18 protein-coding genes and 1 tRNA gene are annotated in these 21,826 nt (G+C 71.1%); 7 read left to right on the plus strand and 12 right to left on the minus strand.

Annotated features, from left to right (window positions below; genetic code table 11):
* Positions 1–42 precede the first annotated feature (42 nt).
* Positions 43–498 carry a MarR family transcriptional regulator gene (locus B6R96_RS26235; RefSeq protein ID WP_081523814.1) on the plus strand — a complete coding sequence of 152 codons (456 nt, stop codon included), beginning with the start codon at positions 43–45 and terminating at the stop codon, positions 496–498.
* A gap of 124 nt (positions 499–622) precedes the next feature.
* A complete protein-coding gene (locus tag B6R96_RS26240) occupies positions 623–1,069 on the plus strand; it encodes a hypothetical protein (RefSeq protein ID WP_081523815.1) in 447 nt (148 codons plus the stop codon).
* Here the strand turns inward: B6R96_RS26240 and B6R96_RS26245 are convergent.
* Together B6R96_RS26245 and B6R96_RS26250 are read right to left on the minus strand one after the other, a co-directional pair.
* Positions 1,066–1,812: a helix-turn-helix domain containing protein gene (locus B6R96_RS26245; protein WP_081525265.1), complete on the minus strand. Its 747-nt coding sequence runs from the start codon at positions 1,810–1,812 to the stop codon at positions 1,066–1,068. The genes B6R96_RS26240 and B6R96_RS26245 overlap by 4 nt on opposite strands.
* A 111-nt stretch (positions 1,813–1,923) precedes the next feature.
* Positions 1,924–1,998, minus strand: a tRNA-Leu gene (locus B6R96_RS26250).
* A 99-nt stretch (positions 1,999–2,097) separates the two neighbouring features.
* On the opposite strand from B6R96_RS26250, the gene B6R96_RS26255 reads away from it, so the two are divergent.
* Positions 2,098–2,751, plus strand: a complete 654-nt coding sequence (locus B6R96_RS26255; RefSeq protein WP_030008501.1) for an ANTAR domain-containing response regulator — start codon at positions 2,098–2,100, stop codon at positions 2,749–2,751.
* Positions 2,752–2,816: 65 nt separating this feature from the next.
* On the opposite strand, the gene B6R96_RS26260 is transcribed toward B6R96_RS26255, so the two are convergent.
* The 8 genes from B6R96_RS26260 to B6R96_RS26295 form a co-directional block, all read right to left on the minus strand.
* The gene (locus B6R96_RS26260; RefSeq protein WP_030385469.1) at positions 2,817–3,533 is read right to left on the minus strand and encodes an ABC transporter ATP-binding protein; all 717 of its coding nucleotides are present in this window, start codon (positions 3,531–3,533) and stop codon (positions 2,817–2,819) included.
* Positions 3,530–4,585, minus strand: coding sequence for an ABC transporter ATP-binding protein (locus B6R96_RS26265; RefSeq protein ID WP_203351752.1), 1,056 nt, complete (start codon positions 4,583–4,585; stop codon positions 3,530–3,532). Before B6R96_RS26265 ends, B6R96_RS26260 begins: the two co-directional genes overlap by 4 nt.
* A 5-nt stretch (positions 4,586–4,590) precedes the next feature.
* Entirely contained in the window at positions 4,591–6,312 is a 1,722-nt protein-coding gene (locus tag B6R96_RS26270) for a branched-chain amino acid ABC transporter permease (protein WP_053168249.1), read from the minus strand.
* Positions 6,313–6,317: 5 nt separating this feature from the next.
* On the minus strand, positions 6,318–7,250 hold the full coding sequence (locus B6R96_RS26275; protein WP_030385466.1) for a branched-chain amino acid ABC transporter permease: 933 nt from the start codon (positions 7,248–7,250) through the stop codon (positions 6,318–6,320).
* Positions 7,251–7,359: 109 nt separating this feature from the next.
* The gene (locus B6R96_RS26280; RefSeq protein ID WP_052876636.1) at positions 7,360–8,595 is read right to left on the minus strand and encodes a branched-chain amino acid ABC transporter substrate-binding protein; all 1,236 of its coding nucleotides are present in this window, start codon (positions 8,593–8,595) and stop codon (positions 7,360–7,362) included.
* Between the two features lie 541 nt (positions 8,596–9,136).
* A complete protein-coding gene (locus B6R96_RS26285; protein ID WP_063782835.1) occupies positions 9,137–9,559 on the minus strand; it encodes a hypothetical protein in 423 nt (140 codons plus the stop codon).
* A 291-nt stretch (positions 9,560–9,850) separates the two neighbouring features.
* Positions 9,851–10,324, minus strand: a complete 474-nt coding sequence (locus tag B6R96_RS26290; RefSeq protein ID WP_030385463.1) for a PaaI family thioesterase — start codon at positions 10,322–10,324, stop codon at positions 9,851–9,853.
* Positions 10,325–10,378: 54 nt separating this feature from the next.
* Positions 10,379–12,664: an FdhF/YdeP family oxidoreductase gene (locus B6R96_RS26295; RefSeq protein ID WP_053705228.1), complete on the minus strand. Its 2,286-nt coding sequence runs from the start codon at positions 12,662–12,664 to the stop codon at positions 10,379–10,381.
* 265 nt (positions 12,665–12,929) lie between these two features.
* Here B6R96_RS26295 and polA point away from each other — a divergent pair, with 265 nt between their 5' ends.
* Positions 12,930–15,584: a DNA polymerase I gene (polA, locus tag B6R96_RS26300; protein WP_384509400.1), complete on the plus strand. Its 2,655-nt coding sequence runs from the start codon at positions 12,930–12,932 to the stop codon at positions 15,582–15,584.
* A gap of 36 nt (positions 15,585–15,620) precedes the next feature.
* Here polA and B6R96_RS26305 read toward each other — a convergent pair whose 3' ends face one another.
* A complete protein-coding gene (locus B6R96_RS26305; protein ID WP_081523816.1) occupies positions 15,621–16,481 on the minus strand; it encodes a DUF4184 family protein in 861 nt (286 codons plus the stop codon).
* Positions 16,482–16,665: 184 nt separating this feature from the next.
* Here B6R96_RS26305 and B6R96_RS26310 point away from each other — a divergent pair, with 184 nt between their 5' ends.
* The 3 genes from B6R96_RS26310 (at position 16,666) to B6R96_RS26315 (ending at position 19,257) form a co-directional block, all read left to right on the plus strand.
* Positions 16,666–17,928, plus strand: coding sequence for a lytic transglycosylase domain-containing protein (locus B6R96_RS26310; RefSeq protein ID WP_081523817.1), 1,263 nt, complete (start codon positions 16,666–16,668; stop codon positions 17,926–17,928).
* 184 nt (positions 17,929–18,112) lie between these two features.
* The gene (locus B6R96_RS36975; protein ID WP_106971437.1) at positions 18,113–18,253 is read left to right on the plus strand and encodes an SPW_0924 family protein; all 141 of its coding nucleotides are present in this window, start codon (positions 18,113–18,115) and stop codon (positions 18,251–18,253) included.
* 14 nt (positions 18,254–18,267) lie between these two features.
* Positions 18,268–19,257, plus strand: a complete 990-nt coding sequence (locus B6R96_RS26315) for a DUF3068 domain-containing protein (RefSeq protein WP_081523818.1) — start codon at positions 18,268–18,270, stop codon at positions 19,255–19,257.
* Here the strand turns inward: B6R96_RS26315 and hrpB are convergent.
* The gene (gene hrpB / locus B6R96_RS26320; RefSeq protein ID WP_081523819.1) at positions 19,247–21,826 is read right to left on the minus strand and encodes an ATP-dependent helicase HrpB; all 2,580 of its coding nucleotides are present in this window, start codon (positions 21,824–21,826) and stop codon (positions 19,247–19,249) included. The two genes, B6R96_RS26315 and hrpB, sit on opposite strands and share 11 nt — an antisense overlap.

A 21,826-nucleotide genomic window follows, 5' to 3' on the forward strand; every position in this document is an offset into this window, starting at 1 on the left:
AACCCTTGACCTCAACCTAACCTGAGGTCATACGGTCACCGCATGACGATCAAGGAATACCCCCAGCAGCAGCTCGCCGCCCAGCCCATCGGCTACTGGACCCGCGCCGCGGCCGACCTGGTGATCGGCGGCCTCCGCACCGCCCTCGCCGAGGAGCAGCTCACCCAGCCCCACTGGTGGACCCTCAACCACATAGCCGCCACCCCCGACCACTGGACCCGCGAGGCCCTCACCGGGAAACTGGCCCCCTTCGACGACCAGGACACCGACTTCGAGGCCCTCTACGCCGACCTCACCGCCCGCGGCTGGCTCACCGAGGCCGACGACCACCTCACCCTCACCGAAGCCGGCGAAGCGGGCCGCCTCCGCGCCCACGACCGCAACGCCAAGGTCCACGCGGCGATGCGGGAGGGCATCGACGACGCCGCATACGCGGCCACCATCAACACCCTCCGCCGCCTGGTTGCCAACCTCGGCGGCAACGGCGACCTCCCGTAACGCCATACTGGGCCCTGACGACGGACACACACGGGGGACGGACCGAATGACCACGCAGCGACCGCACCACGACTGCGAACCCCGCCCGGGCACTTGCCGACTGCCCGAACCATGGATGTGCCGCGTGTTCTACGTCGACGGAAGCCTCCGCGACATCACCGTCACCGACACCGACGACACCGACTGGCCGCAGGTCCTGCACCACTTCCGCGGCGCCGCCGACCAGCTCACCTGGTACGACGGCGCCGAAGGACGGGACATCGGCCCCAACGACACCGAGGACCCCTTCGCCACGATGGAGGAGGGATACACGGCAACCCTCTCCGTCCGCTGCGGCCGCACCCGGTTCACGGGCCACCTGCCGGTCGACGGGATCGAATTCTCCCTCTGGCCCGACGACATCGAGGACGGGGACCACGTCGCCGACGTCCTGCGCTTCCTGACCGAACTGGCCACGGCCTGCGGCCGCCCGGCCGTCCTCACCGCCGAGACCGTGACCGGCCACCACGAACTGCCGCCCCTGATCACCCACGACCCGTCGACGGGGACCGCCACCCACCGCTGGAGCTAGTACTTCGGTCCGATATGGGCGTCCATCAACGCGACGGACGCCTTGCGCGCGACGGACACGTTGAGCGGGTCACTGCCCCGCGCCAGCACGGTCCACCGGACCCCGACCGCGGTGAGCGTGTCGGTACAGAGCCTGCGGATGTCATCGGACTTGTTGGTGAAGAAGTACCGCGGATACTCGTAGCGCTTCCCGTTGCGGACGGTCCAGTTGGTGACCCGACACCCGTCGGAATGGATCAGCCCCCGCAGGAACTCCCACGGATGCGCATCGACGATCTCCTGCTGCCAGCCCTCTAGAACGATCCGCCGTTCATGCTTCCTGCCGGGCCCGTGCTGCGGGAACATGCACGTCCAGTGCCGCCCGTAGCTGGTGACGTTGACACAGCCCTGGCGCTGCAGGACGTAGACCTTGTCGGACGGGCGGACCGCGAGGATTGCCGCGCGGCACAGCTCGATCAGGCCGGGCCAGGCGTCCGCGCAGGCGATCCGGAGATACTCGCCGCCCCGGGGGTGGGGGCTGATGCAGCCGTCGCCGAGATAGAGGCCGAGAAGGTAGGCATAGGCGGCTCGGTCAGCCGGTGCCGTGCAGGGAGCTGTCTGGTTCAGGCGGGGGAGTGGTTCGATCCGCACCTTCCAGGCGCGGATCGCGGCCCGGGATATTCCGGTTTCCTTGCTGACGGAGTTCATGCTGCGCCCGTCGGCGAGGAGTCGAAGTGCGTGCTTGCGGGTAGCTACGTCGTACATGCGGTCGACAGTGCTGCCCGTAAATTCGCTCACGTGGTGCATTTCGGCACGCTTCGCTGATACGAGTGAAGGTCACGCGATTCTCGCGTGACCTTGGAAAATAAGGAAAAGTGCCCCGGGTCGGACTCGAACCGACACTGAATGGGTTTTGAATCCATCGCCTGCTGCCAATTGGGCTACCGGGGCCCAGTGAATCGAAGGTTCGCCCCGACCCGCTGCATGTCCACCTTACCGCAGCTAGGTAGGCTCGGGGGAGCTTGTTATGCCCCGCAACGAGGAGCCTTCGTGACCGCCGAGCACGAGTCGACGCCCACGCCCGACGCCGACCAGTCGCACGTTCCGCCGCTGACGACCCGCGTCGTCATCGCCGAGGACGAGGCGCTCATCCGTCTCGATCTGAAAGAGATGCTCGAAGAAGAGGGCTACTCCGTCGTCGGCGAGGCCGGCGACGGCCAGACGGCCGTCGAGCTCGCGCGCGAGCACCGTCCCGACCTGGTCATCCTCGACGTGAAGATGCCCGTCCTGGACGGGATCTCCGCGGCCGAGAAGATCGCGGAGGAGTCCATCGCGCCCGTCCTGATGCTCACCGCGTTCTCGCAGCGCGACCTCGTCGAGCGGGCCCGGGACGCCGGGGCCATGGCGTACCTCGTGAAGCCGTTCAGCAAGAGCGACGTGGTGCCCGCCATCGAGATGGCCGTGTCGCGCTTCGCGGAGCTGCGCGCGCTGGAGCAGGAGGTCGCGGACCTCTCGCAGCGGCTGGAGACCCGCAAGCTGGTGGACCGTGCGAAGAGCATCCTGCAGACGCAGTACGGGCTGACGGAGCCGGCCGCGTTCCGCTGGATCCAGAAGTCGTCCATGGACCGTCGGATGTCCATGCAGCAGGTCGCCGAGGTGGTCATCGAGGACGCCGAGGCGAAGAAGAAGGAGAGCGGCAAGTAGCGGCCCCTCCCGGACATGCGTGAGGCCCGCCTCCCCCCGAGGGGAGGCGGGCCTCACACGTGGTGTCAGTCCTCGCCGAGGTAGGCCTTGCGGACGTCCTCGTTGTGGAGGAGGTCGCGGCCGGTGCCGGAGAGAACGATCTTGCCGATCTCCATCACGTGCGCGCTGTCGGAGAGCGAGAGCGCCGCCTGGGCGTTCTGCTCGACGAGCAGGATGGTCATGCCCGTGGCCTTGAGTTCCTTGATGGTCGCCATGATCTTCTGCATCATCAGCGGGGACAGGCCCATGGAGGGCTCGTCGAGCATCAGGAGCTTGGGGCGGGACATGAGCGCGCGGCCCATGGCGAGCATCTGCTGCTCGCCGCCCGAGAGGGTGCCGGCGGCCTGCTTGCGGCGTTCGCCCAGGATGGGGAACATCTCGTAGGCGCGCTGGACGTCCTGCTCGATGCCGTCCTTGTCGGTGCGCAGGAAGGCGCCGAGCTGGAGGTTTTCGGCGATCGTCAGCCGGGGGAAGATGTGGCGTCCCTCGGGGGAGTGGGCGAGGCCCAGGGAGACGATCTTGTGGGCGGGTACGGCGGCCAGGGGCTGGCCGTCGAAGGTGATGGTGCCGCTCTTGGGCTTGATGAGCCCGGAGAGGGTGCGCAGGGTGGTCGTCTTGCCGGCGCCGTTGGTGCCGACGAGGCAGACGATTTCGCCTTCGTTGACTTCGAAGGAGATTCCCTTGACGGCTTCGATCTTGCCGTAGGCGACCTTGAGGTCTTCGACCTTGAGCAGTGCGGTCACTTGGCCTCTCCTTCCGTGCTGGTGGTGCGGGTGGTGCTGTCCGAGTCGGTGTCGGCCGGGGCGTCGGGGTCCGGGGTGGACTCCGCGTCGGCCTCGGTCTCGGCTTCCGGCTCGGCCGGGGCCTCGGCCTCGGCAGGGGCCTCTGCCTCGGCCTCCGGCTCGGCCTCGGTGGCGGCGGCCGGCTCGGACGCGGCTTCCGCGGCCTCTTCGGCGGCGGCTTCCGCTGCCTCGACCTCGGCGACCTCGGCGGCGCCCGGGTCGCCCTCGAAGGGCTCGCCGAGGTAGGCGGCGATGACGCGCTCGTCGCCCTGGACCTCGGACGCGGTGCCCTCGATGAGCTTCTCGCCCTGGACGAGGCAGGCGACGCGGTCGCAGAGGTTGAAGATGAAGCGCATGTCGTGCTCGATGACGAGGACGGCGATGCCCATGTCGCGGATGGCGAAGATGAGTTCTTCGGCAGCGCGGGTTTCCTGCGGGTTCATGCCGGCGGTGGGCTCGTCCAGGAGGATGAGGCCGGGGTCGCTGGCGAGGGCGCGGGCGATTTCCAGCTTGCGCTGTTCGCCGTAGGGGAGGTTCTTGGCCAGGTGCTGGGCCTTGTTCTCCAGCCCGATGAACTCGAGGAGTTCCATGGCGCGGGCTTCGCTGGCGGCTTCGGCCTTCTTGAAGCCGGGGCCGCGCAGGAGTGCGGACCAGAGGCCTTCCTTGGTGCGGGTGTGGCGTCCGACGAGGACGTTCTCCAGCACGGTCATGTTGTGGAAGAGCCGGATGTTCTGGAAGGTGCGGGCGATGCCGGCCTCGGTGACCTTGTGGGGCTTGGGAGGCAGGACGGTGCCCTTGTAGCGGACGCTGCCCTCGGTGGGGACGTAGAGCCCGGTGAGGCAGTTGAAGAAGGTGGTCTTGCCGGCGCCGTTGGGGCCGATGAGTCCGACGATCTCGCCCGCGTTGACCTGGAGGTCGACGCCCTTGACGGCGGTGAGGCCGCCGAAGCGCATGGTGACGCCCTTGGCTTCGAGGACCGTGGTCTTGGTGGTGGTGTCCGTGGTGGTCGTCATGATGTTCACGCCCCCGCCTTGGCGGTGGCCAGGTCCGTGGGGGCCTGGTCAGCGGTGTCGTCGTGGAACTCGAGCTGCGCGCGCTTGTTGGCGATGAGGCCTTCGGGGCGGAAGCGCATGAGCAGGATGAGGGCGATGCCGAAGGCGAGGAGCTGGTAGTCCTGGAGGAAGGCCAGCTTCGCCGGGATGAGGAAGAGGAGTGCGGCGCCGAGGATGGGGCCGCGGATGGTGCCCATGCCGCCGAGGATGACGGCGGCGAGGAGGAACGCGGAGTTCGGCGGGACGGGCCCGGCGAAGACGTAGTTCTCGGGGACCACGGTGCTGTTGACGTGTGCCTGGACGGTGCCGGCGAGGCCGGCGAGGGTGGCGCCGAGGGCGAAGGCGATGAGCTTGACCTTGAAGCCGTTGATGCCCATGGCTTCGGCGGCGGTCTCGTCCTCGCGGATGGCGACCCAGGCGCGGCCGATGCGGCTGCTGCCGGCTCGGGCGAAGACCACGACGACCAGTGCCATGACGAGCAGCATCAGGAAGTAGTAGTTGGCGTAGGCGCCGAGGGTGATGCCGCCGACCACGTGGGATTCCCCGAAGTTCCACCCGAGGATTTCGAGGTGGGGGATGTTGGGGATGCCGTTGGGGCCGTTGGTGATGTCGGGGCCGGAGGTGCCGTCGAGGTTGCCCATGGCGATGCGGAAGATTTCTCCGAAGCCGAGGGTGACGATGGCGAGGTAGTCGCCGCGCAGGCGCAGGGTCGGGGCTCCGATGACCACGCCGAAGATGAGCGAGGCGAGGGCGCCGACGATGACCGCTGCCCAGAAGGGGAGGTGGATGCCGAAGGCGGATGCGGTGCTTCCGGAGACCAGGGCCGCGGCGTAGGCGCCGACGCCGAGGAAGGCGACGTAGCCGAGGTCGAGGAGGCCGGCGAGGCCGACGACGACGTTGAGGCCGAGGGCGACGGTCGCGAAGATCAGGATGTTGACCGCGATGAGGGTGTAGGTGTCGCCGCTCTGCTGGATGAACGGGAAGGCGATCGCCGCGGCCGCGGTTCCGATGAGGGTGACCTGGCGGTGCTTGGCGGTGATGCCGCCGAGGCGGGCGAAGAGGCCGGCCTTGTTCAGCGCGAGGGCGACGAAGCCGACGGTGATCAGGTAGGCGACGAAGAGCTGCGGTTCTTTGTCATCGGTGTCGATGCCGAAGGTGATGACGAAGAGGCCGAGGGCGAAGACGCCGGTGATGACGAGGATTTCGGCCCAGGAGGGCAGCTGCTTGGCGGGGGTCGCCTTGCGGGTGTCGTCGGGGAGCTTGTACGCGGCGAGGGCCGGGATGAGCGAGCCGACGAGGGCGACGTAGGCGCCGGGTTCGAGGTTGATCACTCCGCCGAGGACGACGGTGATGGAGATGACCGTGAACCAGGTGGCGGCGAGGCTGCCGAGGGCCAGGAACCAGATGGCCTTGCGGGTGCCGGTGGGGGCGAGCCAGCCGAGGCCCTTGACGCCGAGTGCGGAGAGCGCGTAGGCGAGGGTGAGGGCCGCTCCGGCGAGGGTGACGTACTGGATGCTGGCGGGGCTTCCGTAGTAGGTCAGGTCGCCGGGGAATTCGGCGGTCCAGGTCCACGCGAGGAAGGCGCTGACGATGGTGAGGAGGCTGCCGCCGATGACCGCGTAGAGGAGGGCGGTGGGGGCGGGGCCCTGCTTGACCGTGTCGGTCTGCGGGGTGGTGTTGGTGGTCATGGTTCTCACGCCCGATCCGCGACGCGCTCACCGAGCAGGCCTTGTGGCCGCACGAGGAGGACGACGATGAGGAGTACGAACGCCCAGACGTTGGACCAGGCTCCACCGCCGAGCTGCTGCATGCCGGGGATCTCTTCGATGTAGGCGATCGAGAGGGCTTCGGCGAGTCCGAGGACGACGCCGCCGACCATGGCTCCGTAGATGTTGCCGATGCCGCCGAGGACGGCTGCGGTGAAGGCCTTGAGGCCGAGGATGAAGCCCATCTCGAAGTTGATCTGGCCCTTGTCGAGGCCGTAGGCGACGGCGGCGACGGCGGCGAACGCTGCACCGATGGCGAAGGCCATGACGATGATGCGGTCGGTGTTGATGCCCATCAGCTTCGCGGTGTCGGGGTCCTGCGCGGTGGCCTGCATGGCGCGGCCGCTGCGGCTCTTCTGGACGAAGACGCCGAGGGCGAGCATGCAGAGCGGGGCGAGGATGAGGACGAAGAGGTCCGCGCGCTGGATCGCCAGGCTGTCGGTGATCTTGAAGGCCGCGCCCTTGAATTCGGGGAAGCTGACGGCCTTCTTGGCGTCCGGGTAGAACTGCCAGACGAGCTGCTGGAGCGCGATCGAGAGGCCGATTGCGGTGATGAGGGGTGCGAGCCTGGGGGCGCTGCGCAGGGGGCGGTAGGCGAAGCGTTCGGCTGCGCATGCCACGGCGACGGAGCAGATGGCACCGCCGACGATCATGACGGGTATCGCGATCAGCAGGGAGGTGCCGGTCGGGAGGATGGCGTAGGCGGTGAGCGCGCCGAAGCCGCCGATCATGAAGATCTCGCCGTGGGCGAAGTTGATGAGCTGGACGATGCCGTAGACCATGGTGTACCCGATGGCGATGAGGCCATAGAGAGCACCGAGGGCCAGGCCGTTGGCCAGCTGTTGCGGCAGTTCGTGCACCGCAGGGCCTCCGATGAGCGTGTCGGATAAGACTCCGCGCGAGGGCGCTGTTTGCGCCCTCGCGCGGCGGATGGTTCAGGTGTTACGGGTGGTGCTGGGGACTACGGGCTTACTGGTTGAAGGTGTCGCTCTTGACGTCGACCCACTTGCCGCCCTCGACCTTGTAGACGGTGAGCTGCTTGTTGGTGGTGTCGCCGTACTCGTCGAAGGCGACCTTGCCGGTCACGCCCTCGAAGGAGACCTTGCCGAGTGCCTCGACGACCTTGGCGCGGGCGTCGTCGGGCAGCTTGCCGCTGTTGGCGGCGGCGACGGCCTTGACGGCCTGGATGACGGCCCAGCCGGCGTCGTAGGAGTAGCCACCGTAGGCGGCGTACGGGTCCTTGTAGCCCTCGGTCTTGTAGTCCTCGATGAACTTCTTGGCGGTGTCCAGCTTCTCGACCGGGTAGCCGATGGAGGTGGCGAGGTCGCCCTCGTTGGCCTCACCGGAGGCGCTGATGAAGGCGGGGTCCTGGATGCCGTCGCCGCCCATGAGGGGGACGTTGGCGCCGGTCTTCTTGATCTGGTCGGCGAGGAGGCCGCCCTCGGGGTACTGGCCGCCGAAGTAGACGGAGTCGGCGCCGGAGGACTTGACCTTGTCGGCGGTGGAGGAGAAGTCGGTCTCCTTCACGGTGACGTGGTCGGTGCCGACGACCTCGCCGCCGAGCTTCTTGAACTCGTCGGCGAAGATGGCGGCGAGGCCGGCGCCGTAGGTCTGCTTGTCGTCGACGATGAAGACCTTCTTCTTGCCGGCGTCCTTGAAGAGGTACTGGGCGGCGAACTTGCCCTGGACCACGTCGGTGGCGGCGGTGCGGAAGTAGGTCTTGAAGCCGCGCTTGAACTCGCCCTTGCCCCAGTTGTCGCCCTGGCTGAGCGCGGGGTTGGTGTTGGCGGGGGAGACCTGCGCCAGGTTGGCGGAGGCGAAGACGCCCTGCATCTGCTGGGCGACGCCGGAGTTCAGCGGGCCGACGACGCCGAGGACGTCCTTGTTGCCGACGAGCTTGGTGGCGTTGGCCTGACCGGAGGCGGGGACGGCCTGGTCGTCGAGGGCCTCGACCTTGAACTCGATGCCCGGGACCTCGTTGTTCTTGTTGGCCGTCTTGGCCGCGAGGTCGACGGAGTTCTTGATGCCCTGGCCGAGCGCGGAGAGCGAGCCGGTGAGCGGGGCGTCCACACCGATGACGACGGTGGTCTTCTTGCCGCCGCTGTTGTCCTTGGAGTCTCCGCCGTCGCGCGATCCGCAAGCGGTGAGGGTCAGTGCTCCCGTGGTGATCACGGTGGTGAGGACGAGCAAAGAACGGTGTCGCACGATTCTTCCTTTCCCTGGCGCGGCTCTCTCCTGAGAGGTGCCGTTGGGTCGCCGGGCCGCACTGGGAGGTCCACGGCCGTGCTGATTGCGCCCTGCGGCGCGGTGACTGGCCGTGACTCTAGGCCCGAGGTGGTGAACACGGGGAGCAGGGAAAGGAGGATGTGACGCTCTTGTTATGCCAAGGCCAAGAATGTGTGGCGGTAGTGTGGACAAAACGGACGTTTTCTTACCTTGACGGGTGTCCGCATCCTGAGAAATACCTGTTCCTCTAAGGGGCTTGAGGCCTCCATGCACCTGTCTTAGATCATTTTCGGCCGAATGTGGCTGCGCGTGCTCAAAGGAATCCTCCGGGTGGTCTTTCTTTAGGGAAAAGGCGGATTAAGGCCCTGGTGGGCATTACGCACAGTGACGGTCAAGAGGTGACTTTCGAACTCGAACGGATCTTGTTCGAGTCGGCCTGTGGCCTCTCACCTGCGGTTCGGTCCTGCGGGGGGATCTGCCCGGAAGCCGGACACCGCGCTCGGGAATGCGGTGATGCCGGTCACGTCGGGGGACGCCAGTTCTCCGAACTGGCGGTCGCGCCGTCCTGTTCGGTGCAGCGCTGGGCGACGAAGCGGTCGATCAGCTCAAGTGCCTTGTCCCGTCCGGCAGTTCGCTCTTCGGTGCGGCCCGCGGCGACCGCGTCCTCGTGGATCGTGTACTGGCCGTTCGACAGGCCCTTCTGTTCCCAGTCCAGACCGGACCATTTGGTGCCCAGGAGGGTCTCCTTCGCCCAGTACGACACCAGGCTCGTGCAGACCTGCACGGGCGTGGAGGGGGCGGCGGAGGGCTCGCCGGAGGGGCTGGTGGAGGGCGCCCCGGAGCCTGCCGCGGAGGGTGGTGCGGAGGATCGGCATCCGGACAGGGCGAGCGCCGCGAGGAGGATGTGGGCGGCGTACCGGGCCGTGCGTGGCATGGTCCCCATGAGGGGAAGGTAGGCGGTCACCATTGGTGACACAACAGCTGTCGCCGCGCAGCGTGCGGACTGGCGGATTCCGGGCGGTTGCCGGGCGCGGACCGGTCCGGGAACGAGTGGGAACGTGCCGGCGGACGGGCCGGGGAAGGGGCCGGGGGTGGCGGGAAACGGGCGCAGGCCCGGATCCGCCGCCGCGTGGGGCGGGATCCGGGCCTGCGGGTGGTGCGCGGCCGGCCGTCCATGCCGTTTTGGCCCGTCGTTCGGGCCCGTCGTTCGGGCCGGCCGGCCGGGTCGTTCGGGTCAGGCCTGGGCGGCGGCCTGGTCGGCGTCGCGCAGCAGGCAGGTCAGGCGGGCGGTGCAGATCCGCTTGTCCTGCTCGTCGGTGATGACGATCTCGAAGGTGGTCGTCGTACGGCCGCGGTGCACCGGGGTGGCGACGCCGGTGACGATGCCGCTGCGGGCGCCCCGGTGGTGGGTGCAGTTCAGGTCCACGCCGACGGCGATCTTGGTGATGCCGCCGTGCATCATGGCGCCGACCGAGCCGAGGGTTTCGGCCAGCACGGCCGAGGCGCCGCCGTGCAGCAGCCCGTACGGCTGGGTGTTGCCCTCGACGGGCATGGTGCCGACGACGCGGTCGGCCGAGGCCTCCAGGATGCGGATGTCCATCCGCTCGCCGAGGTGCCCCGCCGAGAACAGCGCGGGCAGGTCGATGCCCAGGGCCGCGTACTCGTCGAGCACCTCCTGCGGGAACTTCACTGCGTGCTGCTCGCCCATGGTCAGGCTCCGTTCGTCAACGCTCGTTAACCTTCTTGTCCTGAGGTCGTTCTATCAGGCCGGTTCGAAGCGCACGACGACGGACTTGCTGGCCGGGGTGTTGCTGACGTCCGCGGTCGAGTCCAGCGGCACCAGCACGTTGGTCTCCGGGTAGTACGCGGCGGCGCAGCCGCGGGCCGTCGGGTAGTGCACGACGCGGAAGCCGGGCGCGCGCCGCTCCACGCCGTCCTTCCACTCGCTCACCAGGTCCGTGTACGAGCCGTCGGCCAGGCCCAGCTCGGCGGCGTCGGCGGGGTTGACCATGACGACGCGGCGGCCGCCGGTGATGCCGCGGTAGCGGTCGTCGAGGCCGTAGATCGTGGTGTTGTACTGGTCGTGGCTGCGCAGGGTCTGCAGGAGCAGCCGTCCCGCCGGGACCCGCGGGTACTCCACGGGCGCGGCCGTGAAATTGGCCTTGCCGGTCTTCGTCGGGAAGCGGCGCTCGTCGCGCGGGGCGTGCGGGAGCTGGAAGCCGCCGGGGCGGGCCACCTTGGCGTTGAAGTCCTCGAAGCCGGGGACCACGCGGGAGATCCGCTCGCGGATCGAGGCGTAGTCGCGCTCGAACTCCTCCCACGGGGTGGCGGAGGCCGGGCCGAGGACGGCGCGCGCCATCCGGGCCACGATCGCGGGCTCGGACAGCAGGTGCGGGGAGGCCGGGGCGAGGTTGCCGCGGGAGGCGTGGACCATGCCCATGGAGTCCTCGACGGTCACGAACTGCTTGCCGCTCTCCTGGACGTCCTTGTCGGTACGGCCGAGGGTGGGCAGGATCAGGGCCCGCCGGCCGGTGACCGCGTGGGAGCGGTTGAGCTTGGTGGAGACGTGCACGGTCAGGGCGGCCCGCCGGATCGCGGCCTCGGTGACCTCGGTGTCGGGGGTGGCGCCGACGAAGTTGCCGCCCATCGCGAAGAGCACCTTGGCCCGGCCGTCGCGCAGCGCCTGGATGGAGCGGACCACGTCGAAGCCGTGCCCGCGGGGCGAGGTGATGCCGAATTCCCTGTCGAGGGCGTCGAGGAAGGCGGGTGCGGGGCGTTCGAAGATCCCCATGGTGCGGTCGCCCTGCACGTTGGAGTGGCCGCGGACGGGGCAGACGCCGGCGCCGGGGCGGCCGATGTTGCCGCGCAGCAGCAGGAGGTTGACGACCTCGCGGATGGTGGCGACGGAGTGCTTGTGCTGGGTCAGGCCCATGGCCCAGCAGACGATGGTGCGCTCGGAGGCCAGGATCATGGCCAGGGCCTGCTCGATCTCGGGGCGGGTCAGGCCCGTCGCGGTGAGCGTCTCGTCCCAGTCGGCGTCCTCGGCGGCGGCCGCGAGGTCCTCGTAGCCGTGGGTGTGCTCGCGGATGAAGGCCTCGTCGGTGGCGCCGCCGGTCTCGATGACGAGCTTGTTCAGGAGGCGGAAGAGGGCCTGGTCGCCGCCGATGCGGATCTGCAGGAAGAGATCGGTGAGGGCGGTGCCCCTGAACATGCCGATCGGGGTCTGCGGGTTCTTGAACCGTTCCGTGCCGGCCTCGGGCAGCGGGTTCACCGAGATGATCCGGGCGCCGGCGGTCTTGGCCTTCTCCAGGGCGGAGAGCATGCGCGGATGGTTGGTGCCCGGGTTCTGTCCCGCGACGATGATCAGGTCGGCGCGGTGGAGGTCTTCGAGGGAGACGCTGCCCTTGCCGATGCCGATGGTCTCCGTCAGTGCGGAGCCCGAGGACTCGTGGCACATGTTGGAGCAGTCGGGCAGGTTGTTGGTGCCGAACTCGCGGGCGAAGAGCTGGAAGAGGAACGCGGCCTCGTTGCTGGTGCGGCCCGAGGTGTAGAAGAGGGCCTCGTCGGGGGAGTCGAGGGCGGTCAGCTCCTCGGCGATGACCTCGAAGGCCTTCTCCCAGCTGACCGGCACGTACCGGTCCTCGTCCCCGGGCGTCGCCCCGCGCTCCAGGAGCATGGGCTCGGTGATGCGGCCCTGCTGGCCCAGCCAGTAGCCGGACCGCGTGGCCAGGTCGGCCAGCGGGTGCGCGGCGAAGAACGCGGGGGTGACCCGGCGCAGCGTGGCCTCCTCCGCGACGGCCTTGGCGCCGTTCTCGCAGAATTCGGCCGTGTGCCGCTTGTCGCCCTCGGGCCAGGCGCAGCCCGGGCAGTCGAAGCCGTCCTTCTGGTTGACCTTGAGGAGCGTGCGGGCGGTACGGGCCATGCCCATCTGCTGGTGGGCGATCCGCAGCGTGTGGCCGATCGCCGGAAGGCCGGCGGCCGCCTGCTTGGGCGGTGTGACCTGCGGTGAGTCCTGTACCGGATCGCCTGTGGGCGGCTTGGTCGCCATCGCGCTCCCCTTCGAGCGTGCGTACGTATGCAGCACGTGTGGCCGCGTCCTTCGATCCTTGCACGGACCACGGAACGAGGGGAGGGCGGTCCGGTGCTCGGTGCGCCCGCGCGGGTGCGCCGGGGGCGTCCGGTGGGGCGGATGCGCCGGGGGAGGCGACGGGCCGGAATTGTCGGTGGGGGCGCCTAGGATCGGGGGCGTGGCAGATTCATCAGCGAAGAAGACCGACCAGCCGCCCGCAGCGGACCGTCCCCGCCTGATGCTCATGGACGGGCACTCCCTGGCCTACCGGGCGTTCTTCGCGCTGCCCGCGGAGAACTTCACGACCGCGACGGGGCAGCCGACCAACGCAATCTACGGTTTCGCCTCGATGCTGGCGAACACGCTGCGCGACGAGGCCCCCACGCACTTCGCGGTGGCGTTCGACGTCTCCCGCAAGACGTGGCGTTCGACGGAGTTCCCCGAGTACAAGGCGAACCGCTCCAAGACCCCGGACGAGTTCAAGGGGCAGGTCGAGCTGATCGGCGAGCTGCTCGACGCGATGCACGTGCCGCGGTTCGCCGTCGACGGGTTCGAGGCCGACGACGTGATCGCGACGCTCGCGACGCAGGCCGAGGCGGCCGGCTTCGACGTGCTGATCGTCACCGGCGACCGGGACTCCTTCCAGCTCGTCTCCGAGCGCACCACCGTGCTCTACCCGACCAAGGGCGTCTCCGAGCTCACCCGGTTCACCCCGGAGAAGGTCGAGGAGAAGTACGGGCTCACCCCGCAGCAGTACCCGGACTTCGCGGCGCTGCGCGGCGACCCGTCCGACAACCTGCCGGGCATCCCGGGCGTCGGCGAGAAGACCGCGGCCAAGTGGATCACCCAGTTCGGGTCGTTCGCGGAGCTCGTCGAGCGCGCCGAGGAGGTCAAGGGCAAGGCCGGGCAGAACTTCCGGGACCACCTGGAGGCCGTCAAGCTCAACCGGGTCCTGACCGAGATGGTCAAGGACGTGGAGCTGCCCAAGGGCCCCGCCGACCTGGCCCGCGTCGCCTACGACCGGACCGCCCTGCTCGGCGTGCTGGACGTGCTGGAGATCCGCAACGCCTCGCTGCGCGAGCGGCTGCTCACCGTGGACCCGGGCGCGGCCGTGGAGGAGGCCCCGGCTCCGGCGGCCGGAGTGGAACTGGACGCGTCCGTGCTGGGCACCGGCGAGCTGGCGCCGTGGCTGGAGAGCCACGCGGGCGGGCCGCTGGGCATCTCCACCGTCGACAGCTGGGCGCTGGGCCAGGGCAATGTCAGCGAGATCGCGCTGGCCGCGGCCGGGGGCGCCGCCGCCTGGTTCACGCCGGCCGAGCTGGACGAGGCCGACGAGCGGGCCTTCGCGGCCTGGGCCGCCGACCCGGCGCGCACCAAGGTCGTGCACAACGCCAAGGGCCTGATGCGGGTCTTCCCCGAGCACGGCTGGACCCTCGCCGGGGTCGCCATGGACACCGCGCTCGCCGCCTACCTGGTCAAGCCCGGCCGCCGGTCCTTCGCCCTGGACGCCCTGTCCATGGAATACCTGCACCGTGAGCTGGCGCCCGCCGCCGCCGACGGCCAGCTGGCCTTCGGCGCCGACGAGACCGCCGAGGCCGAGGCGCTGATGGCGCAGGCCCGCGCCGTCCTGGACCTGGGCGACGCCTTCACCGACAAGCTCGCCGAGGTCGGCGCCGCGGAGCTGCTCCACGACATGGAGCTGCCCACCTCCGAGCTCCTGGCCCGGATGGAGCGCTCCGGCATCGCCGCCGACCGCGACCACCTGGAGGCCATGGAGCAGCAGTTCGCGGGAGCCGTGCAGCAGGCCGTCAAGGAGGCGCACGCCACCGTCGGCCACGAGTTCAACCTCGGATCGCCCAAGCAGCTCCAGGAGGTCTTCTTCGGCGAGCTGGACCTGCCGAAGACGAAGAAGACCAAGACCGGCTACACCACGGACGCGGACGCGCTCGCCTGGCTGGCCACGCAGACCGACCACGAACTCCCGGTGATCATGCTCCGGCACCGGGAGCAGGCCAAGCTGCGCGTCACCGTCGAGGGCCTGGTGAAGACCATCGCCGCCGACGGCCGGGTGCACACCAGCTTCAGCCAGACCGTCGCCGCGACCGGCCGCCTGTCCTCCACCGACCCCAACCTGCAGAACGTGCCGGTGCGCACCGACGAGGGCCGCGCCATCCGCCGCGGCTTCGTCGTCGGTGAGGGCTTCGAGTCCCTGATGACGGCCGACTACAGCCAGATCGAGCTGCGCGTCATGGCCCACCTCTCCGAGGACGAGGGCCTGATCGAGGCCTTCGCGACCGGCGAGGACCTGCACACCACCGTCGCCTCCCAGGTGTTCGGGGTGGAGCGGTCCGCCGTCGACGCCGAGATGCGCCGCAAGATCAAGGCCATGTCGTACGGACTCGCCTACGGGCTCTCCGCGTTCGGTCTCGCCCAGCAGCTGAACATCGAGCCCGCCGAGGCGCGCGGCCTGATGGAGACCTTCTTCGAGCGGTTCGGCGGGGTCCGCGACTACCTCGGCCGGGTCGTCGACGAGGCCCGCGCCACCGGATACACGGCGACGATCTTCGGCCGCCGCCGGTACCTCCCCGACCTCAACAGCGACAACCGCCAGCGCCGCGAGGCAGCCGAGCGGATGGCGCTCAACGCCCCGATCCAGGGCACCGCCGCCGACATCGTCAAGGTCGCGATGCTGCGCGTGGACAAGGCCATCACCGGGGCCGGCCTGCGCTCGCGCATGCTGCTCCAGGTCCACGACGAAATCGTGCTGGAGATCGCCCCGGGCGAGCGCGAGCAGGTCGAGGAGCTGGTGCGCCGCGAGATGGGCGCCGCCGTCGAGCTCCGGGCCGCGCTGGACGTGTCGGTGGGCGTCGGCCCGGACTGGGAGTCCGCCGCGCACTGACCCCCGTACGGCAGGCCCGGCGCCCGTCCCCGCTGCTCAGGCGGTGGGGACGGGCGTTCGCGTTTCCTCGTCCGCGGGGCGCCCGGTCCGGTCGTTGCGGTGCCGCAGCCGTACGAGGACTCCGTAGATCAGCAGGGCCACCGCGAGGCCGCCGCCCGCACCGAAGCAGATGGTCGGAATGATGTCGAGCGGCGTACGGATCCGGTCGAAGAACGTGAAGAAGCGGACGATGCGCACGGTGACGGCGACGGCCACGCACACCACGAGCAGGGCGAGCGCACCCAGGACCTCCGCGCGGGAGAGCACGGGCACCGACGCCGGGACGGGGGAGGCGGGCAGCCGGCGCAGCGCGGTCGTCGTGAACCACAGCAGGAGGCACGCCGAGAGCGCCGACGTGCCGTACTGGAGGAAGGTGTAGGGCGGGAAGCCGAAGGCGATCGGCTCGCCGAGCCGCGGCAGCGCGTTCGTCCCCCAGCGGTCCAGGTGCGTGAAGCTGTCCCACACCACGTGCGTGAGGGAACCGACGACCGCCGAGAGGTAGAACCAGGCGGCGAGCGCGGCCGGCCGGGGTCGCGCGCGCCACTCCTCGCCCCGGACGAAGGCGTGCACCCTGCCCCGCCAGTTGCGCGGCAGGAGCGCGATCAGCGGCTCGCGCAGCAGAAGCCAGAAGGCCACCAGGACGGCCGTCAGCACGGCGTCCAGGGTGAAGATCCCCGCCAGTGAGTGCGTGAAGTTCCCGTACGCCATCGCGCCCTCGACGACCGCGTCCGTGAAGTAGAAGGTGTCGGGCGCGAACGACCCGAGGACGAGCGCCGAGGCGACGAGGGGGCCCCGCGCACGCCCGGTCCGACGGATGGCCGGAAGTACAGCGGCCGCGTGGCTGAGAGTGAACGGCATGGGGCCTCTCCTCGGTGTTCCTGTGGACGTTCCTTACTTCGGGCCAATGCTCCCGAAGGGTCCGGACAGTATGCGTGACCTGCCGTGGGACGTGGGGATCCGGTGAATTCCGGGCGACCTTGCGTGCTGTGTGCAGTGAGCTGACGTAGGGTCACGCGGACGTCGAGGGGGAGGAGTCCGGCTCATGTCGGCTCGAATAATCGGACGCAGGCTGCGCAGGGGTACGACGGCCGCCCTGGTCTCCGCTCTGGTGATCGCCGCGGTGACCGCGTCCCAGGGCCCGGCGGGCGGGAGCGGCGACCGGCTCTCCGCCGCCGGGGAGGGCGCCGCACAGCAGCCGCAGGCCGCGGACACCGCGGGCGGCGACTCCGACTACTTCACCGAACTCCCGCCGCTGACGAGCCCGCAGCCGCCGGACGTGCTGCTGCCGGAAGCCGGACCGACGGCGCAGCCGCAGGCGCCGACGGGGTCCGGGGCCGCACCGGCGTCGGTGGTGACCGGGCCCGCGGAAGGGGCGCAGGGGATACCGGCGAGCGTCCTCGCGGCGTACATGGGCGCGGAGAAGAAGGTCGGGCGCAGCGACCCCGGCTGCGGACTGCGCTGGCAACTCCTCGCGGCGATCGGCAAGGTGGAGTCCGGACAGGCGCGCGGCGGCCAGGTCGACGCCGTCGGGACGACCCTGCGGCCGATCCTGGGGCCCGTGCTCGACGGCAACGGCTTCGCGAACATCTCGGACACCGACGGCGGGGCCTACGACGGGGACTCCCGCTACGACCGGGCGGTCGGGCCGATGCAGTTCATCCCCTCCACCTGGGCGGCATGGGGCCAGGACGCGGACGGCGACGGCCGGCGCAACCCGAACAACGTGCACGACGCGGCCCTCGCGGCCGCCCGGTACCTGTGCGCGGGGAGCCGGGACCTGCGGGCGGACGCGGACCTGGACCGGGCGGTGCTGTCCTACAACCGGTCCACGGAGTACTTGCGGACGGTGCGGTCCTGGTTCACGTACTACCTGAAGGGCACGCACGAGATCCCGGACCGGGCCGGCACGGCCGAGCCCCCGAAGCCCACCCCGCCGAAACCCACCCCCACCCCCACCCCGACGCCGAAGCCGACCCCGACCCCGACACCGACACCCGAGCCGAAGCCCACGCCCACCCCCACGCCGACCCCCACTCCGACGCCGACCCCCACACCTACGCCGACGCCCACTCCGACGCCGACCCCCACACCTACGCCGACGCCCACTCCGACGCCGACCCCCACGCCTACGCCGACGCCTGAACCGAAGCCCACGCCGACGCCCACGCCGACCCCCACCCCGACCGTGGCCCCGTCGTCGAAGCCCAGCCCCACGGCGAGCTCCAAGCCGACCCCGCGTCCGACTCCGACGCCGGCGCCGAGCCGGACGCCGGCGCCGAGCGCGAGCGCGACCGGTACCCCTTAGGCCGGGCGGAGCCGACGGCCGACCGCCCTCCCCCTGACACCCCCGCTGTTCCGGGGGCGGGGGAGGGCGCTCGCCCCTCCCTGGAGGGGTCGCGGTCCGCGGATCACGCCGAACGGTTCTCATCTCGTGCCCGCGTTGCTACGGTGCCCCATCTCTGACGCCTCATCAGATTCCGGAGCCCGGCATGCGCGCATTCGTCGCCGCCGTCATCGGCCTCGCGGCCGCGCTGGCCCTCGTGTTCGCCATCACGGCCTTCGGAGTGCCCGAGGGCGAGACCTCACCCAAGCCCCTGCTCACCACCGCGCCCCCCGCGCCCGGAAAGTAGAGGAGGGCCCGGCCGTGCGACGCAGAGCGAGCCTTGTCCTGCTGGCCCTTGCCGTGTTCTGCGCAGCCCTCGCGCCGCTGCTGCGCTGGTACGCGTACCCCCGCCTCGCCAAGATCCCGCCGAACCAGTACCAGGAGATGGTCCTGGAGGCGAAGGACGCGACGCTCCTCGACTACACCGGAGGCATGCAGCCCAAGAAGGTCGACAAGGTCACCATCGTCCAGACCCTCAAGGGCAACGTCGAGGCGTCCAAGGAGATCGAGGCGAGCGCCGGCAAGGACGTCGTCGTCTGGGACACGCTGTCCTACATCATCGGCCCGGACGGCAAGATGGTCTCCCAGATACCCGAGCGCTACATCTTCGACGCGCACACCCAGGACCCGGTCCACGCCACCGGGGAGATGGTCGACGGGGACCCCGTCAAGCGCGAGGGCATCGAGTTCAAGTGGCCCTTCTTCACCGAGCCGCGCGACTACCTGTACTTCGACGCGCAGACCCGTACCTCCTCGCCCATCCACTACGTCGGCCCGCGCACCTTCAAGGGCATGGACGTCTACTACTTCGAGCAGACCGTCCCGTGGACCAAGGTCGCCATGCCCAAGAAGATGCCCATCGAGGGCATCGACCCCTCGACGATCGAGGCGGCCACCGGAACCACCCTCTGGTACACGGTCAAGGCGAAGTTCTGGGTCGACCCGGTGACCGGGGCGCCCGTCAACGCCGAGCAGGACATCCAGCAGGAGATGCGCGGCGGCATCGCCGCAGGCGGCCCCGACGGCAAGCTCACCGCCTTCGCCGGGCACGTCACGATGCGCGAGGACTACTCCGACTACACGGTCGACCTCGTCAGGTCGAACCGTACGAAGGTCCTCGCCCTGCACACCTACGCCCCCATCGGCCTGGCCGCCGGCGGGCTCGTCCTGCTCGGGGCCGCGCTCTGGCTGGAGGCCCGCGGCCGCCGCGGCCGGGCCGAACGCGTGCCGGAGGCGGAGGTCAGCCCCTGAGGCGGGCGTTGGTGTGCCGGGTGGGCTCGGCCGTGGCCGGGTCCTCCGGCCAGGGGTGCTTGGGGTAGCGCCCGCGCAGCTCCGCGCGGACGGCCCGGTAGCCGCCCTGCCAGAAGGAGGCGAGGTCGGCGGTGACCGCGGCGGGACGGCCCGCGGGCGACAGCAGGTGCACCAGCACCGGTACGCCCGCCACCCGCGGGGTCTGCGCCAGCCCGAACAGCTCCTGCAGCTTCACCGCGAGGACCGGCTGGCCGTGCTCGGCGGAGTAGTCCAGCCGGATCCGGGAGCCGCTGGGCACCTCCAGGCGCTCCGGAGCCAGCTCGTCCAGCCGGGCCGCCTCCCGGGTGGCCCACGGCAGCAGCCGGTTCAGGGCCTGCCCGGCGTCGATCCGGGCCAGGTCGGCGCGGCGCCGGGCCCGGGACAGCTCCGGCTCCAGCCAGTCGTCGGCGCGCTCCAGCAGGGCCCCGTCGTCGGCCACGTCGGGCCACGCGCCGCCGAGCGTCCGGTGCAGGAAGCCGAGGCGGGCCCGGAGCGCCCGCGCGTCCGGGGACCAGCGCAGCAGGCCGAGTCCCTCGGCGCGCAGCCCGTCCAGGAGGGCGGCCCGGACGAGCGCCGCATCCGGGGTGCGCAGCGGACGCACGGCCAGCTCGATCGCCCCGAGGCGGTGCGCGGAGCGGGCGACGACGTCGCCGTCCTCCCAGTGGACCTCCTCGACGTCGGTGAGCAGGTGCGCGGCGGCGGTGCGGGCGGTGTCCTCGTCGATGACCGCGGCCAGCCGGACCCGTGCGGAGGCCGAGTGCGGGGCACGGTCGGCGACCGCGACGGCCAGCCAGGGCGCGCTGCGCAGCGGCGAGCCGTCGCCGAGCTCGGCCGCGGTGCCGGAGGCCATGAGGAAAGCCCCCTGGCCCTTGGCCCTGGCGACCCGCTCGGGGAACGCGAGCGCGGCGACGAGCCCGGCGGCGGCGTCGTCGGACGCCGCACCGCTGCCGGGGCCCCGCCCCGTACCCCGCTCCTCGAACGCCGGAGGGGCTGACGTTCCGGCCTCGCCGTGCCGCTCCGCGGCGGCGCGCTCCAGGCGCCCGGCCTCCGCCCGCCAGCGGGCCCCGTACGGGTCACCGCCCGCGCGGGCCCGCCGCCAGGCGCCGGCCAGGTCGTCCCCGTACTCCCGCGGCGGCTCCTCGCTCAGCAGGGCCACCACCTCGGCCGCCCGGCGGGCACCGAGCGCGGTCGAGCCGTCCAGCAGGGCGCGGGCCAGCCGCGGGTGCAGCCCCAGCCGGGCCATCCGCTGCCCGCGCGCGGTGACCCCGCCGGCCGGGAACACCGCGCCGACGGCCACCAGCACCTCCCGGGCCGCGGCCATGGCCCCGGCGGGCGGCGGGTCCGGCAGCGCCAGCCCGGTCGCGTCCGGGTCGCCCCAGCACGCGACCTGCAGCGCGAACTGCGCCAGGTCGGCGATCCGGATCTCCGGCGAGGGGAACGCGGCCAGCCGGCCGTCCTCCGCCTCGGCCCAGCAGCGGTACACCGTGCCCGGCGCCTCGCGCCCGGCCCGGCCCGCACGCTGGCGCCCGGCCGCGCGGGACGCCCGTACGGTCGCGAGCGCGCCCAGCCCCCGGGCGTGGTCCGTGCGGGGCTCGCGGGCCAGCCCGGAGTCCACCACCACGCGCACCCCGGGGACGGTCAGGCTCGACTCCGCCACGGCGGTGGACAGGATCACCCGGCGGTGTCCGGCGGCGGAGAGCGCCGCGTCCTGGACCGCCGCCGGGGCCCGGCCGTGTATCTGGAGCACCTCGGCGTCCACCCCGCCCAGCTGCCCCGCGACCCGCGCGATCTCGCCGACACCGGGCAGGAAGCACAGCACGTCGCCGGTGCGTTCCGCCAGCGCCCGCCGCACCACCGAGGCCACGTGCGTCAGCTGCGCCGGATCCACCCGCATCCCGTGCGGGGGCCGCACCGGCCGGGCCGGCGGCGCCCAGACCGTCTCCACCGGGTACGAGACCCCCGCGGCCTCCACCACCGGCGCGTCGCCCGGGCCGCCCCGGCCGAGGACGCGCGCCCAGCCGGCGGCGTCCGTGGTCGCCGAGGCCGCCACCAGTCGCAGCTCCGGGCGCAGGGTCTCCCGTACGTCGAGGAGGAAGGCGGCGACCGTGTCGGCGTCCAGGTGCCGCTCGTGGCACTCGTCCAGGACCACCACGTCGACCCCGGTCAGCTCCTGGTCGCGCTGGAGGCGCTGGAGGAGTACGCCGGTGGTCACCACCTCCACCAGGGTGTCCGGGCCGGCCACCCGCTCCCCGCGGACGGTGAAGCCCACCGCGGCGCCGACCCGCTCGCCCAGCAGCCAGGCCATCCGCCGCGCGGCGGCCCGGGCGGCGATCCGCCGGGGCTCCGCGACGACCACCCGGCGCCGCGGCCCGCCGCCCACCAGCCCGGCCAGCACCAGCGGGACCAGCGTGGTCTTGCCGGTGCCGGGCGGCGCGCAGAGCACCGCCGTGCCGTGGCCGTCCAGCGCCGAGACGAGCGCGGGCACGGCCTCCCGTACGGGCAGGGCGTCGAGGGCGGCGGTGCGGATCAC

Source organism: Streptomyces sp. Sge12 (assembly GCF_002080455.1).
Lineage (GTDB): Bacteria > Actinomycetota > Actinomycetes > Streptomycetales > Streptomycetaceae > Streptomyces.